Source organism: Ruegeria atlantica (genome assembly GCF_013032005.1).
Taxonomy (GTDB): Bacteria; Pseudomonadota; Alphaproteobacteria; order Rhodobacterales; family Rhodobacteraceae; genus Ruegeria; species Ruegeria atlantica_A.
Map to the genome: position 1 here is coordinate 248,659 of NZ_WQBE01000004.1, position 13,471 is coordinate 262,129.

Annotated in this window: 15 protein-coding genes; 6 read left to right on the top strand and 9 right to left on the bottom strand. The window is 58.2% G+C overall.

The features are described 5' to 3' along the window. Nucleotides 1-74 precede the first annotated feature (74 nt). Both GOX21_RS10405 and GOX21_RS10410 read right to left on the bottom strand, forming a co-directional pair. A complete protein-coding gene (locus GOX21_RS10405) occupies nt 75-299 on the bottom strand; it encodes a DUF1150 family protein (RefSeq protein WP_170347845.1) in 225 nt (74 codons plus the stop codon). A gap of 5 nt (nt 300-304) precedes the next feature. Next, nucleotides 305-718 (bottom strand): Hsp20 family protein, encoded by a 414-nt coding sequence (locus tag GOX21_RS10410; protein WP_170347844.1) that lies wholly within the window; start codon nt 716-718, stop codon nt 305-307. 164 nt (nt 719-882) lie between these two features. On the opposite strand from GOX21_RS10410, the gene GOX21_RS10415 reads away from it, so the two are divergent. Further along, the gene (locus GOX21_RS10415; RefSeq protein WP_058280035.1) at nt 883-1,107 is read left to right on the top strand and encodes a YdcH family protein; all 225 of its coding nucleotides are present in this window, start codon (nt 883-885) and stop codon (nt 1,105-1,107) included. A gap of 91 nt (nt 1,108-1,198) precedes the next feature. Here the strand turns inward: GOX21_RS10415 and GOX21_RS10420 are convergent, their stop codons facing one another. Then, nucleotides 1,199-2,584: an FAD-binding oxidoreductase gene (locus GOX21_RS10420; RefSeq protein WP_170374250.1), complete on the bottom strand. Its 1,386-nt coding sequence runs from the start codon at nt 2,582-2,584 to the stop codon at nt 1,199-1,201. Nucleotides 2,585-2,745: 161 nt separating this feature from the next. Here GOX21_RS10420 and purE point away from each other — a divergent pair, with 161 nt between their 5' ends. Next, complete coding sequence (gene purE / locus GOX21_RS10425; RefSeq protein ID WP_170347842.1) at nt 2,746-3,234, top strand: 5-(carboxyamino)imidazole ribonucleotide mutase; 489 nt, start codon at nt 2,746-2,748, stop codon at nt 3,232-3,234. Then, nucleotides 3,227-4,294, top strand: coding sequence for a 5-(carboxyamino)imidazole ribonucleotide synthase (locus tag GOX21_RS10430; RefSeq protein ID WP_170374248.1), 1,068 nt, complete (start codon nt 3,227-3,229; stop codon nt 4,292-4,294). The genes purE and GOX21_RS10430 overlap by 8 nt, the downstream gene beginning before the upstream one ends. Before the next feature lies 1 nt (nt 4,295). On the opposite strand, the gene GOX21_RS10435 is transcribed toward GOX21_RS10430, so the two are convergent. The 6 genes from GOX21_RS10435 to GOX21_RS10460 all read right to left on the bottom strand — a co-directional run bounded on the left by GOX21_RS10435 (nt 4,296) and on the right by GOX21_RS10460 (nt 10,098). Next, a complete protein-coding gene (locus GOX21_RS10435; RefSeq protein WP_170374247.1) occupies nt 4,296-5,447 on the bottom strand; it encodes an alpha-D-ribose 1-methylphosphonate 5-triphosphate diphosphatase in 1,152 nt (383 codons plus the stop codon). Further along, nucleotides 5,444-6,217 (bottom strand): alpha/beta fold hydrolase, encoded by a 774-nt coding sequence (locus GOX21_RS10440; RefSeq protein ID WP_170374245.1) that lies wholly within the window; start codon nt 6,215-6,217, stop codon nt 5,444-5,446. Before GOX21_RS10440 ends, GOX21_RS10435 begins: the two co-directional genes overlap by 4 nt. Before the next feature lie 38 nt (nt 6,218-6,255). Further along, nucleotides 6,256-7,098 carry a DMT family transporter gene (locus GOX21_RS10445; RefSeq protein WP_170374243.1) on the bottom strand — a complete coding sequence of 281 codons (843 nt, stop codon included), beginning with the start codon at nt 7,096-7,098 and terminating at the stop codon, nt 6,256-6,258. Between the two features lie 189 nt (nt 7,099-7,287). Further along, complete coding sequence (gene groL / locus GOX21_RS10450) at nt 7,288-8,931, bottom strand: chaperonin GroEL (protein ID WP_170347837.1); 1,644 nt, start codon at nt 8,929-8,931, stop codon at nt 7,288-7,290. 53 nt (nt 8,932-8,984) lie between these two features. Further along, the gene (gene groES / locus GOX21_RS10455) at nt 8,985-9,272 is read right to left on the bottom strand and encodes a co-chaperone GroES (protein WP_170347836.1); all 288 of its coding nucleotides are present in this window, start codon (nt 9,270-9,272) and stop codon (nt 8,985-8,987) included. Between the two features lie 151 nt (nt 9,273-9,423). Next, nucleotides 9,424-10,098, bottom strand: coding sequence for a DUF2161 domain-containing phosphodiesterase (locus GOX21_RS10460; RefSeq protein WP_170374242.1), 675 nt, complete (start codon nt 10,096-10,098; stop codon nt 9,424-9,426). A 124-nt stretch (nt 10,099-10,222) separates the two neighbouring features. Between GOX21_RS10460 and GOX21_RS10465 the strand changes: the two genes are divergently transcribed. From GOX21_RS10465 to GOX21_RS10475, 3 genes are all read left to right on the top strand, one after another. Further along, nucleotides 10,223-11,203: a TraB/GumN family protein gene (locus GOX21_RS10465; protein WP_170374240.1), complete on the top strand. Its 981-nt coding sequence runs from the start codon at nt 10,223-10,225 to the stop codon at nt 11,201-11,203. Nucleotides 11,204-11,312: 109 nt separating this feature from the next. Beyond that, nucleotides 11,313-12,233 (top strand): manganese-dependent inorganic pyrophosphatase, encoded by a 921-nt coding sequence (locus GOX21_RS10470; RefSeq protein ID WP_170374238.1) that lies wholly within the window; start codon nt 11,313-11,315, stop codon nt 12,231-12,233. 127 nt (nt 12,234-12,360) lie between these two features. Continuing rightward, nucleotides 12,361-13,437: a DUF389 domain-containing protein gene (locus GOX21_RS10475; protein WP_170347832.1), complete on the top strand. Its 1,077-nt coding sequence runs from the start codon at nt 12,361-12,363 to the stop codon at nt 13,435-13,437. Nucleotides 13,438-13,471 lie beyond the last annotated feature (34 nt).

Genomic DNA, 13,471 nt, shown 5'->3' on the forward strand with positions numbered 1-13,471 from the left:
GCATGTCATGCCGGTTCGTATGTGTCGCGCTTGTTGTTGGGATTGTCACGCCGAAAAATAACCGGCGGGGCCGTTCAGTGAACGGCCACCGGTGACAGATCGTGTTCACGGGCCAGGAAAAAGGCCATCTTACGATCTGTCACAAGCGCAAGCTGCTGGCCATCGGAATCGTGAACCGCGTACAACTGATCCAGATCGCCTGCCTTATCCCGGACATCGCGCGGCAGATCGGCAACATCGACGGTTTTCACATAAACGATGCGGTCGCCCTCGGCGTTATATTCAATCGGTGTATTCATAGCTCTTACCCCTTTTTTATGTTGATCGTTTGCACCACGGTCTCAGGCACGGCGCGGGTCAGGTCTACATGCAGCAGACCGTTCTCCATGATCGCCTCGCCCACCTCGACACCATCGGCCAGCACGAACATGCGCTGGAACTGGCGCGCGGCGATGCCGCGATGCAGAAAAATGCGCCCCTCGCTGTCGTCGCGTTGACGCCCCCGGATCACAAGCTGGCGATCCTCGATTGTGATCGACAAATCTTGTTCCGCGAACCCAGCCACAGCCAGGGTGATGCGGTATGAAAAGTCCGAGGTCTGCTCAATATTATAAGGCGGGTAGCCTTCGTTACCGGCCTTTGCAGACCGTTCCAGAAGACGTTCCAACTGCTCGAACCCCAAAAGATGCGGGTATGAGCCAAGAGTAAGTTTTGACACGTATTTTCGTCCTTTATTGCCAAAGCGACGTGTGATGCGGCCCCGTTCCGGCAACCGCGTATAATAGAATATGGGATTATGCCGTGATGTCCACAAGGTCTGGCCGGATAAACCCTGACACACTATCTTGTGTTACAAGCACCACAAAAGGCACTGAGTCGCTCATGAATGCGCCAACAGATCTTTCGATGAAAACAGATGAGGTTTTGCGGGTTGAACTGGAGGTTTTTCGCCGCCAACACCGTGATCTGGACGAAGCGATCGAGGCGCTACAGTCCACCGGCACAGCCGATCAGTTGACGATTAAGCGACTGAAAAAGCAAAAACTTCGCCTGAAGGACATCATTCGTTTGATCGAGGACCGCTTGACGCCGGACATCATTGCCTGAAAACTCCACCACTCGGCTCACTCGCACATTCAAGGCGCTTATGAACCGAGTTTTGCAGTGTTACGTCATATTCAAATGGATGACATCTGTTTCAAGGTGAAACATTTGCGTTTGCGCTAAAGAAATTGGTCGGATCGTATTTCCGCTTTACCTCTTTCATTTGATCAAGATTTTCACCGAATGCCGTCTCTATCGCACTGTCTTCATCGGCGCCCAGATAGTTCAGATAAGTTCCGCCCGTGGAATAGGGCGCAATTGCATCATGCATGGACCGCGCCCAGGCAATCTGATCCGCGTCATCCGCAGGATCAGTCCACAGCGGTAGTATCGCAATCAGATAGTCATGACCGCGTTGCGCAAAGGCGTTGTCCCCATTTGATTTGGACTTTGCTGCGCCAGCGCAATGTTCGATCAGAATGCCCGAACCGGGTATTGTCATCCCTTCGGATTGTGCAACGATCGTATCAATGGCCTCATCCGTCAGCGCGTTGAGATATGCAGATTTCCAGTAGTTCCGGCTGCCTGGACCATAGGCCCCATCAAGCATGCTTTGTTTGGCGGGGAACGGCATCTCGTGCAGGTCGACGACCAAAGGTTCTCCGATCTCCGTCAGGGGTTGGATTGCCTGACGCCCAGCTTCCTTATCGTCTCCAATCCAACACGGCACCATAGCTGTTAGCGGCGTTCCATCCGGTCCCCACAACAACCCCGCATAGACCGTCAGTTCATCAGGTGCCCGTGAAACGATATCCCGAAAACCTCGCAGCACTTCGGCGGCGTCGGCTCGGGGATATGCAATCATGCCCCCCAACACCGTAGACAGAGGATACGCCCTGTAAAGGAATGACGTCACGATGCCGAAATTTCCGCTGCCGCCGCAGATGCCCCAATAAAGGTCTGGATTCCTGTTCGCATTCGCAGTTCTGATCGAACCGTCCGCCGTTACGACTTCGGCCTCGATAACGTTGTCGCAGGTTGGCCCGTATTTTCGTGCCATCCAGCCGAATCCGCCACCCGTCGTCAATCCGCCAATACCTGTCTGCGATACGACGCCCAATGGCACAGCAAGTCCGTGAAGATGTGTTTCGCAGTCTACATCCCCCAACGTGGCCCCGCCCTGAGCGCGTACGGTTTGGGTTTCTGCATCAACATGGACCGCGCGCATGCAGGACAGGTCAATTACGAGGCCATCATCGCAGACGGCGCGCCCACCCACGTTGTGACCGCCACCTCTTACCGATACCAGTATGTTGTTTTCAAACGCGAACCTGGCGGCCGCCGCGACATCGGCGGTGCCGTGGCACCGCAGTATTGCACCGGGATACTTGTCAACCAACGCGTTCCAGATACTGCGCGCACAGTCATACTCGGGGTCACCGGGCAAAATCAGTGCCCCGCGAATTTGCGATTTGAATGCCTCAATACTGTCCTGCGGCACGGCTTGGCCGTCCCGGGTTTTCAAAACTGTATCTGTCATGGGTACCTCCTCGGGAACCACTGTCCCGCGATCAAGTATACACTAATTCGAATGTATTTTCAGCAGGACGTCAGACGAGCCATACGGTCGCCAAACCACATTGCCTCTGGGACCGATTTAGCTATAGTGCGCGCTCTTTCAGACGGCAGGGAAACAAGCGGATGAGTGATGTGAAAGTGGGGATCATCATGGGCAGCCAGTCGGACTGGCCCACGATGAAGGAAGCCGCGAACATTCTTGATGAGTTAGGCATCGCGTACGAAAAGCGCATTGTCTCGGCGCACCGCACACCGGACCGCTTGTGGGACTATGGCAAGACCGCCGCATCACGCGGGCTGCATGTGATCATTGCCGGGGCCGGTGGGGCCGCGCATCTGCCTGGCATGATGGCGTCGAAAACACGGGTGCCGGTGATTGGCGTTCCGGTACAGACGCGGGCCCTGTCGGGCGTCGACTCTCTGTATTCCATCGTGCAGATGCCCAAAGGGTTCCCTGTTGCCACTATGGCCATCGGCGCCGCCGGTGGTGCCAACGCGGGCCTGATGGCGGCCGGGATTCTGGCCTTGCAGGATGACGCTTTGGCGCAACGACTGGACGCATGGCGCGATGCACTGTCGGCGTCGATCCCCGAGGAGCCCGTCGATGAGTGACGCATTGCAAACGGGTGCCAGGATCGGAGTTCTGGGCGGCGGTCAATTGGGCCGGATGCTGTCCGTGGCAGCGTCTCGTCTGGGGTTTGTGACCCATATCTACGAACCCGGTGCCAACCCTCCTGCCGGCCAAGTGGCCGATCGCGTGACCACCGCCGCCTATGACGATATCGACGCGCTAAAGGCGTTTGCCGGGTCGGTAGATGTCATCACATATGAGTTCGAGAACATCCCGACCGAAGCGCTGGACCTGCTTGAAGCGCACTGCCCGATCCGTCCGGGGCGTGAAGCGCTGCGCGTCAGCCAGGACCGGTTGACCGAGAAGAATTTCCTGCAGGGGCTTGGCCTGCAAACCGCGCCTTTCGCGGATATCACCGATTTGAACAGCCTGAATGCGGCGATCAAGCAGATCGGTACGCCCGCAATCCTGAAAACGCGCCGGTTTGGCTATGACGGTAAGGGGCAGGCCCGTCTGCGCGCACCCGAGGATGCCGAAGCCGCGCTGGCCGATATGGCCGGGGCACCCGCGATCCTTGAGGGGTTTGTGGAGTTTAGCCACGAGGTATCGATCATTGCGGCCCGCGGGTTGGACGGTCAGGTTGCCTGTTTCGATCCCGGTGAAAACATACACCGCGATGGTATCCTGCACACCACAACAGTCCCTGCCCGTCTGCGCCCGGCGCAACGGACAGATGCCGTTCTGTTGGCCGCCAACATCCTAAACGCGCTGGATTATGTCGGCGTCATGGGCGTCGAACTGTTCGTGACGCCCGGCGGTCTGATCGTGAATGAGATCGCGCCACGCGTGCATAACTCGGGCCACTGGACGCAGAATGGCTGCGCCGTGGATCAGTTCGAACAGCATATTCGGGCCGTCGCAGGATGGCCTTTGGGAGATGGTCAGCGGCATTCGGACGTGGTCATGGAAAACCTGATCGGAGCGGACATGGACCGCGTGCCCGAACTAGCGCAGGAACGCGACGTGGCGCTGCATCTCTATGGCAAGGCCGAGGTTAAGGCAGGCCGCAAAATGGGACATTTCAACCGCATTGCACGGTGAATCAGCCAACAAACCGCACCGCAATATCACCTGACATATAGCTAACCCGCCCGCCAGCCAGCGTGGCGGCTACGCGGCGGGTTTCGGCATCCAATATCACCAGATCGGCGCGCTGGCCGGGGGCTAGCTTGCCCCGATCCTGCAAACCAAGGACACGGGCGGGGCCGGATGACACCAGCGCCCAGGCCCCGGCGAAATCCACCAAGCCAGACTTCGCCACCATCAGCGCCGCGCGGCGCGGGCTGGGATAGTGATAATCCGAGGCCAACGCATCGCAATATCCCATCGTGATCAGGTCAAGCGCGCTGACATTACCCTTGTGCGATCCACCACGCACCACGTTGGGCGACCCCAAAATGATGTAATCCCCGGCTGCACGCGCGGCCTCAGCGGCTTCGAGCGTTTCAGGAAATTCCGAGATCTGCGCCCCCCGCGCCCGCCAGTCGGCCCGTATTTGTGCAGTCGCGTCGTCATGGCTGCCCATGCGCACGAACTGTGAGTCCAAAGCCGCACATAGCGTGTCCAGCGCCGCTGGCACTTCGTCACGACGGGCGTGCATAGACAACAGCATTTCAAAATGCGTGTCCGGGTTTCGCCCGGCTTTCAATGCTTGGCCGGTCAAACGCGGCGGCTTGCGCCCCTCGGCCAGACGGTCATGCGGCAGGTGGTCGTTGAACACGACATAGGGCACCTGCCAGTCCGCGATACGGCCGGGCAGGTCCGCATAGTCATCCAGCATGTGTGTCTCGAACCGCAACTGAGGCATCAGGTCGGTCACGACGCGATCCTTGACCGAGGTTATGGCGCGAAACACCTGATCCGCGAATTCCGGGCCACGCACCCCACCCTCCCAACTGTGAAACTGGGCCAGAACGGCGGTAGTGATACCATTCGCAGCCAATTCAGCCTCGACCGAGAGAATGCCTTCGTCCATCTGCTTCATCGCCCCGCGGCGTGGCGCGATATGGCGTTCGAACCCATCCCCGTGCAGGTCGACAATGCCGGGCAGAACAAGATAGCCGGACAGGTCGATCTGTCGCCCGACCCGATCCGTTTGAATAATGCCATCCGCCAGAGACAGATCGGCGGGCACGAGGCCATGCTCCGGCAACAGCACCTCTGCACCGGTCAGGGTCAGGTTCAATGCGGTCATTGCGTGGGCTCCGACTCGGGTTCCGAGCAATCCTGCCCGATACAGATTTCGTTGATGATATCCATGACGCCATCCAGCCAGGTGATCTGCGGATCGAATTGCCCGAATTCGATAAAATGCAGCGCCTGCGCCATGACGCGGGGATTGTTCATCATAAAAGTGTGCGTCACCGGAAGAACGATGTGATCCGTCATGCCGTCCACTTTTGTCGTTTCAATCGAGACCTTGCCGTCATCCTTGCCGTCGATCAGCGAGGAAAACAGCGGGTTCAGCGAGTTCTCACCCGCGATCACGCCCACCTCAAACTCAACGGATGGCAGGTTGCGCGGTATGCCCTCGGGGCCCGTGCCCAAGGCCAGCCCGGCGGGGCCATGCAGCATACCGAAGACCTCATATGCGCCCAGTTCATCCACAAGCTGACTGCCCTGATTGGGCGGACCGAGCATGACCACACGGCCCAGATTTTCCGGGTGATGGTCCTGCAACCAATAGCGCAGCAGGATGCCACCCATTGAATGCGCCACCACGTTCACAGTCTCATCACCACAGGCCGCGAAGGCGTCCGGCAATGTCTGGTTCGCCAGTTCAGGTATCGGCAAATCGGTCGATGGATAGCCGGGTCGGACAACGGTGTACCCATGCGCCTGAAACAGTTGTTCCATCACTGTGAAGGACGCCTCGGTCCGCGCCAGCCCGTGTAAAAGCACCACGCATTTGGCCTGGGCCACGGCGGGAACAAGGAAAAGAAACAGGGCAAGCAGATATCTCATAGCCGCCAGATAAGCGTTATCCGATTGCGTTGAAACCCCTAGCGCGGCTTCAGGCGCAGGACAGCCAGCGCGATGCCGCCCAGAACCAGCGCAGCGCCAAAGATCAGGCGCAAACTGGCGTCTTCTCCCAACAACAAAACGCCAGCGAGGATGGCGATGATTGGTACGCTCAATTGCACTACCGCCGCCGTGCTTGGCGCCAGTTGCGGCAAAACCCGATACCATACGGCATAGCCCATCCCCGAGGTCACACCTCCGGAAAGGGCAGCCAGCAGGTAGCCAGCGCCACTCATCTGCCAATCCCCAACGGTTAGCATTAACGGCAGGGCAGTGACCGGAAGGGCTATAACGAAATTGGCCGCCGTTCCAGCAAGGGCGTCAGGCTCAAACCGCCCAACCAGCGAATAGACTGCCCATCCGACCCCGGCAGCTGTCATCAGAGCTGCGCCAATCGGGTCGACCTGTACTGCTCCGGACGGCCACAGGACATAGGCCAGCCCCATAAGGGCAATTGCCGCGCCCCCCATCTGTCGCGCAGTCGGAGCATTGCCGGTTAACGACGTCACTGCGAACATTGTGATCTGCACAACGCCAAACAGGATCAGCGCCCCAAGGCCCGCATCCAACGTCAGATAGGCGATGGAAAACCCAATCATATAGAGTGACAGCGATCCTGCCCCCGCCAACCTGCGCCGGTTGCACAATGGCAGACGACCTGACTTGAGCCAAACCAGACCGGTCAGCACCATTGCCCCGGACAACACGCGAATTATGGCAAACCCGGCGGGGTCGCTGGCACCGCTGTCTATGGCCAGACGATTCAGGATCGAATTCGCCGCAAAGGCGCACATGGTCAGAGTGGTGAGCAGAAACAAACGCATATCAACCGCATAGCGGTATCGCGAGCGTTTGCACACTCACTTTCCAGCGCGGCGTAGTGGTAAAAAGAAACGGGGCCGCCCAAAGGCGACCCCGTCAGTAAGTTCTATTGCGGTCCCTCTAAGCAATCTGGCCATAGGGCCAAGCGCTTGTCGGGATCGTCGGAATTCGCCGGGGCGAATTCGACGTGCTTACATCATGCCGCCCATGCCGCCCATGTCAGGCATGCCGCCTGCAGGTGCTGCGCCTTCTTTGGCAGGCTTGTCTGCAACCATTGCTTCGGTGGTGACCAGCAGGCCAGCAACCGATGCCGCATCTTCCAGAGCGGTACGGACAACCTTGGCCGGATCGATCACGCCGAACGAGAACATGTCACCATATTCTTCGGTCTGTGCGTTGAAGCCGAATGCTGCGTCAGCAGATTCACGGACTTTGCCCGCAACAACCGCACCGTCAACACCTGCGTTCTCGGCGATCTGGCGCAGCGGCGCTTCGATGGCTTTGCGAACGATGTTGATGCCAGCGTTCTGGTCAGCGTTTGCACCTTCCAGAGTTTCCAGTGCTTTACCGGCCTGAACCAGAGCAACACCACCACCGACAACAACGCCTTCCTGAACAGCAGCGCGTGTTGCGTTCAGAGCATCGTCCACACGGTCCTTACGCTCTTTCACTTCAACTTCGGTCATGCCGCCGACGCGGATAACGGCAACACCGCCTGCCAGTTTGGCAACGCGCTCTTGCAGCTTTTCACGGTCGTAGTCGCTGGTGGTTTCTTCGATCTGAGTGCGGATCTGAGCAACACGTGCTTCGATCTCGGCTTTCTCGCCAGCACCGTCGACGATGGTTGTTTCGTCTTTGGTGATCTCGATTTTCTTGGCGGTGCCCAGCATGTCCATGGTGACGGACTCGAGCTTCATACCCAGATCTTCCGAGATAACCTGACCGCCGGTCAGGATCGCGATGTCCTGCAGCATGGCTTTGCGGCGATCGCCGAAGCCCGGTGCTTTGACAGCAGCAATTTTCAGGCCGCCGCGCAGTTTGTTGACAACCAGAGTTGCCAGCGCTTCGCCTTCAACGTCCTCAGCAATGATCAGCAGCGGCTTTTGCGACTGGATCACCTGCTCGAGCAGCGGAACCATCGGCTGCAGCGAGGACAGTTTCTTTTCGTGCAGCAGGATCATGCAGTCGTCGAGTTCTGCGATCATCTTGTCTGCGTTGGTGACGAAGTAAGGCGACAGGTAGCCACGGTCGAACTGCATACCTTCGACAACATCGGTCTCGGTTTCCAGACCTTTGTTTTCTTCGACGGTGATAACGCCTTCGTTGCCAACTTTCTGCATCGCGTCGGCGATCTGCTGGCCGATTTCGGCTTCGCCGTTGGCCGAGATGGTGCCAACCTGAGCAACTTCGGCCGAGTCTTTGACTTCGCGCGAGGCGTCTTTGATGCCTTCAACAACCTTGGCGGTTGCCAGGTCGATACCGCGCTTCAGGTCCATCGGGTTCAGGCCCGCTGCAACCTGCTTCAGGCCTTCGCGAACGATGGCTTGGGCCAGAACGGTTGCAGTGGTGGTGCCGTCGCCGGCTTCGTCATTGGTGCGGCTGGCGACTTCTTTCACCATCTGCGCGCCCATGTTTTCGAACTTGTCTTCCAGTTCGATTTCCTTGGCAACCGAAACACCGTCTTTGGTGATGCGCGGTGCGCCAAAGGACTTGTCCAGAACCACGTTGCGGCCTTTTGGGCCCAGGGTCACTTTGACAGCATCGGCCAGGATGTTCACACCTGACAGCATGCGGTTGCGGGCATCGGTGTCGAACTTGACGTCCTTAGCAGCCATATTGTCTCTCCTTGAGAAATAAGTTGGAAATGAAGATCAGAGAAGCGCGCGGCTTACTCGATGATCCCCATGATGTCGCTTTCTTTCATCATCAGCAGCTCTTCGCCGTTGACCTGAACCTCGGTGCCCGACCATTTGCCGAACAGGATCTTGTCACCGGATTTTACAGCCATTGCGATCAGTTCGCCGCTGTCCTTGCGTGCGCCTTCGCCGGTTGCAACGACTTCGCCTTCGCTGGGCTTTTCTTTAGCGCTGTCAGGAATGATCAGACCACCAGCGGTTTTTTCTTCGCTTTCGGTACGGCGAACCAACACGCGGTCATGAAGCGGTTTCAATGCCATCTTTGCAGCTCCTTGGGCTCAAAGTTTATTTATCCTCCCCTCGCCGGATGGCGAGGCGTTAGCACTCGGGTGATGAGAGTGATAACGACGCATAGCTAGGGGGTCGCAAACCCCGAGTCAACAAGCTGTGATGGATTTTTTGCAACCGGGCTCAGTCAGGCTGTTCCCAGCTGTAAGCCCAGTGTTTCAGACCGTCCTGCCCGGCGGCGGTCAGGTCGTAGACGCCCTTTTCCACCTTACCGAACCAACCGTAGTGATTGTCGCGCATCAGGCGAGTGGCCTCAGGAACGCCGGTTGCCTTTGCGACTTCGGACCCTTTGGTTGCCCCACATTCCGCCAGATGTGCCGCGCATTTCAGGGCGTCCTGACGATAGGCCGTGACGATCCCGTGTCGCGTAGCGCCGCCTGCATTGGGATCGCCCTCAAGCCGGTCGAACTCACGCAACAAGCGCGAAGTCTTAGCCTTGGACTTGCGCGGTGCGTACGGGCCGGGATCACATTGCACCTCGACCTTGCCATCGGTCCGCACGGTGATCAGCCCCAACCCCAGCCGGCGACACAGCGCCAGATTGTCCTTCAGCGCCCGACGCGCGCTGCGGCCTTTGGGCTTGCACACCCCGATGTAAACCTGATCCGTCACTTTCAGCCGTGTGATCGCTTGATGGAACAATGCCAGCGAAAACCGCAGCTTAAGCTCGACGATGACCGGTTCTTCGCCATCCCGCACGGCCACGATATCAGCCGCGCCAACCTCGCCTTTGACGGAATAGCCCTGACGCTCTAAGAGCGCCTTGATGGGGGGATAGAGATCCTGCTCGCGGTTCATGTTTGCATGCTATGCGATTTGCGGCGGAATGCCAGACGCCAGGCGCAGCTTTCCAATCGGCCTTGCACCTATTCACCTGCCGAGGCAGTGTTTCAGCAACTCTGATTTCAAAGGAAATTTCCACATGCGCATAATTCTGCTGGTGATCTGCCTGTTGCTGCCCGTCACGGTTCACGCAGCTTGCGAGGGGCGCGATCTAACGGGCGAATTGTCACCTGCAGCCCACGCCGAGCTGAAAGAAACCCTGACCAACGTCCCATTTGCAGAAGGCAACCACTGGATCGCAACAAAGGGCACAACGGTGCTGCACCTGATAGGCACGATGCACCTGAACGATCCGCGCATGGATGCGATTGTCGCAAACCTGACGCCAACACTCAGCCAAGCCGATGCATTTTATTTCGAAGTAACCCAAGACAAGATGAAGGCCTGGGAAAAGGAACTGGCTCTGGACCCGAGCCCGATCTTGATTACGTCCGGCCCCACCTTGATTGACCTGCTACCCGAAGAGGCTTGGACAACCCTGTCTTCCGCCCTGGCCGAACGCGGCATACCCAGTTGGATGGGAGCGAAAATGCGCCCCTGGTTTCTGGGCATGACTCTGGCCATGCCTACATGCCTACTTCAGGACCCGAACGCCAATCATGGGCTGGATGCGCGTCTGACCGTTTTAGCCGAAGATCAAGGCATCCCTCAATTTTCGCTGGAGAGCATTGAGGAACTGATGACCATGTTTGAAATCCACTCGATTGAGGAACAGGCGGAATCGCTAGCGCGGTGGGTCAATTCGTACGAAACCAGCGACGATCAGCTGGCCACCATGACAAACTCATATTTCGAGGAAAATCACGCACAATCCATCGAACTAGGCCGTATTTTGGCGCGAGAGCATTCTGGCATGTCGCCCAAAGTGTTTGACGAAGAATGGCAGGCTTTCGAACAGCACTTACTGGTCGGGCGAAACAACAATTGGATGCCGAGGATTCTGGACATTCAAGATCAGACCGCAGTGATCGCAGTGGGTGCTGGACATCTAGGCGGCGCGCATGGATTGCTGAACCAATTGCAGCAGGCTGGATATATCTTGACCCGCGCGCCATTCTGATCGTGCTCGGCGAAAGACAGACCAACCGTCGCAGCAAGGATTCTGCCGGGTGACAACCCCGGCGGACCGCCCTATAAGGCGCGCAAATTATCATCCTCAGGACGCTGACATGACAACCCTTGTATTTGGCCACAAATCTCCCGACACCGACTCCACAGGCTCACCGATCCTGTGGTCGTGGTACCTGAACGAAGTCAAAGGCGAACAGGCCGAACCCGTTCTGCTGGGCGAGCCCAACACCGAAGCCGCGTTCATGCTGCAGCGCTGGGACCTGCCCAAGCCGCGTATCATCCACGACGTCGAAGCCGACGCGCCGGTTGTCATCGTTGACACCAACAACCCGGCCGAACTGCCCGCCAGCATCAACAGTGCCGATATCCAAGCCATCATCGACCACCACAAGCTGGTCGGCGGCCTGGAAACCAAAGGCCCGATCGACATCACCGTGCGCCCGCTGGCCTGCACCGCCACCATCATGGTCGACCTGATGGGCGACGACGCAGCCAAGATGCCCGACGCCATCAAAGGCGCGGCGCTGACTTGCATCCTGTCGGATACGTTGGAGTTCCGCTCGCCCACCACCACTGCGCATGATCGCGAAGTGGCCGAGAAACTGGCTGCTGAACTGGGCCTGGACGTATCGGCTTATGCCGCCGACATGTTCGCAGCAAAATCGGATGTATCGTCCTTCTCGGACGCCGAACTGATCCGCATGGACAGCAAAGAATACGAGGTCGACGGCACCAAGTTCCGCGTCTCGGTTCTGGAAACCACCGCACCGGGCGTCGTGCTGGACCGCAAGGCCAGCCTGGCGAACTCGATGGCCAGTGTGGCCAGCGAGGACGGCGTCGATCAGGTGCTGCTGTTCGTGGTCGACATTCTGAACGAAGAGGCCACTCTGCTGGTGCCGAACGATCTAGTCAAAGGCGTGGCCGAGAAAAGCTTTGGCGCATCGGTCAACGGCGACGCCGTGGTCCTGCCGGGCATCATGAGCCGCAAAAAACAAATCATTCCGAACCTCAAGGTCTGATCTTTAGATCTTTCCAAAGAAAAGGCGCCCAAGTGGGGCGCCTTTTTTTGTTGAGGCATAGGATTTGCGCGATCCGCTTCCATTGCTACTCTGGTCAGGAGAGCAAGTAGCGGATCAGTTCCGACATATGAGTACACGCAAGTTCAGCACCACCCGAGACATCTTGCGGTTTGAAGGCAAGGACAGAGCAGCCTATTGGCGGCGCTTTGCGATGCTGCTGACCCTATCGGTTGTGATCGCTACGATGGGCATGCTTCGCGATTCAGGCGCGGTGGTGATTGCCGCAATGCTGGTGGCGCCGCTGATGGCCCCCATATTGGGCGTGGCGGCGGCTATGGTCATGGGGTGGCTGGGGCGTGCGTTCTATCTGGCTCTGATTGTCTGCGGTGCGGCCATTCTTTGCGTATTGCTCGCGTGGCTCTTGGTCTATGTCGCAGATGTCCCGCGCGGCATCCTGATCCCTGATCAAGTCTTGGCCCGGACCGACCCCGGAACCGAGGACCTGATTGTCGCACTGGCCGCAGGCGTCGCCGGTGCTTACGTACAAATCAACCGTTCCGAAGCCAGCTTGCTGCCCGGCGCGGCCATCGGCGTGTCACTGGTGCCGCCCCTGTCCGCCTCGGGCGTTCTGCTGTATTTCGGCGAACCGGGCGAGGCGTATGAGGCCGGGTTGTTGTTCGCCACCAACCTTGGCGCGATCATCCTGTCCGCCTGCGCGGTTTATATCGTGTACGCAGCCCGCTCGATGGTCTTCAGCAAAGGTCGCCGGAAACTGAACTTTACCGCCAGCGTGACTGTGACATTGGCCTTTCTGGCTCTTGTCGTTTTGCAGTTGGGCAAATCCACCTATAATCGCTATCTCGAAACCCGAACCGAAGCTCAGGTCGCACAAGCCATCCGCGATTGGGCAGACCCGGTGTCGGTCGAGGTCATCCGCATTGACGTAAACGCCAAACGCAAGCAGGCAGATATCTGGCTGATCGTCGACCTGCCGATTGAAGCGGCTTACAAAGTCTCCTCGGTCGCTGGATTGCTGCCGGAAAGCCTGCGCGAGACACCTTTGGTCGAAATCCTTCAAGATCAACTGGGTCCAGGCTATCTGGTGGTGGTGCGGTTCCAAAACAGGATTGGCGCGCAAGTTATACTGGGCACCGACGCCGTCCAGCAGGCGCCGGATGTCGACGAGATCAGCGAAGAAAACTGACCGACACAGCCATTTAACGGCGGCAATTGGCATT

Coding starts and splice junctions, on each gene's coding strand:
- GOX21_RS10405 (WP_170347845.1), bottom strand. CDS start 299: ATGAATACACCGATTGAATATAACGCCGAGGGCGACCGCATCGTTTAT.
- GOX21_RS10415 (WP_058280035.1), top strand. CDS start 883: ATGAATGCGCCAACAGATCTTTCGATGAAAACAGATGAGGTTTTGCGG.
- GOX21_RS10420 (WP_170374250.1), bottom strand. CDS start 2,584: ATGACAGATACAGTTTTGAAAACCCGGGACGGCCAAGCCGTGCCGCAG.
- purE (WP_170347842.1), top strand. CDS start 2,746: ATGAGTGATGTGAAAGTGGGGATCATCATGGGCAGCCAGTCGGACTGG.
- GOX21_RS10430 (WP_170374248.1), top strand. CDS start 3,227: ATGAGTGACGCATTGCAAACGGGTGCCAGGATCGGAGTTCTGGGCGGC.
- GOX21_RS10435 (WP_170374247.1), bottom strand. CDS start 5,447: ATGACCGCATTGAACCTGACCCTGACCGGTGCAGAGGTGCTGTTGCCG.
- GOX21_RS10440 (WP_170374245.1), bottom strand. CDS start 6,217: ATGAGATATCTGCTTGCCCTGTTTCTTTTCCTTGTTCCCGCCGTGGCC.
- GOX21_RS10445 (WP_170374243.1), bottom strand. CDS start 7,098: ATGCGTTTGTTTCTGCTCACCACTCTGACCATGTGCGCCTTTGCGGCG.
- groL (WP_170347837.1), bottom strand. CDS start 8,931: ATGGCTGCTAAGGACGTCAAGTTCGACACCGATGCCCGCAACCGCATG.
- groES (WP_170347836.1), bottom strand. CDS start 9,272: ATGGCATTGAAACCGCTTCATGACCGCGTGTTGGTTCGCCGTACCGAA.
- GOX21_RS10460 (WP_170374242.1), bottom strand. CDS start 10,098: ATGAACCGCGAGCAGGATCTCTATCCCCCCATCAAGGCGCTCTTAGAG.
- GOX21_RS10465 (WP_170374240.1), top strand. CDS start 10,223: ATGCGCATAATTCTGCTGGTGATCTGCCTGTTGCTGCCCGTCACGGTT.
- GOX21_RS10470 (WP_170374238.1), top strand. CDS start 11,313: ATGACAACCCTTGTATTTGGCCACAAATCTCCCGACACCGACTCCACA.
- GOX21_RS10475 (WP_170347832.1), top strand. CDS start 12,361: ATGAGTACACGCAAGTTCAGCACCACCCGAGACATCTTGCGGTTTGAA.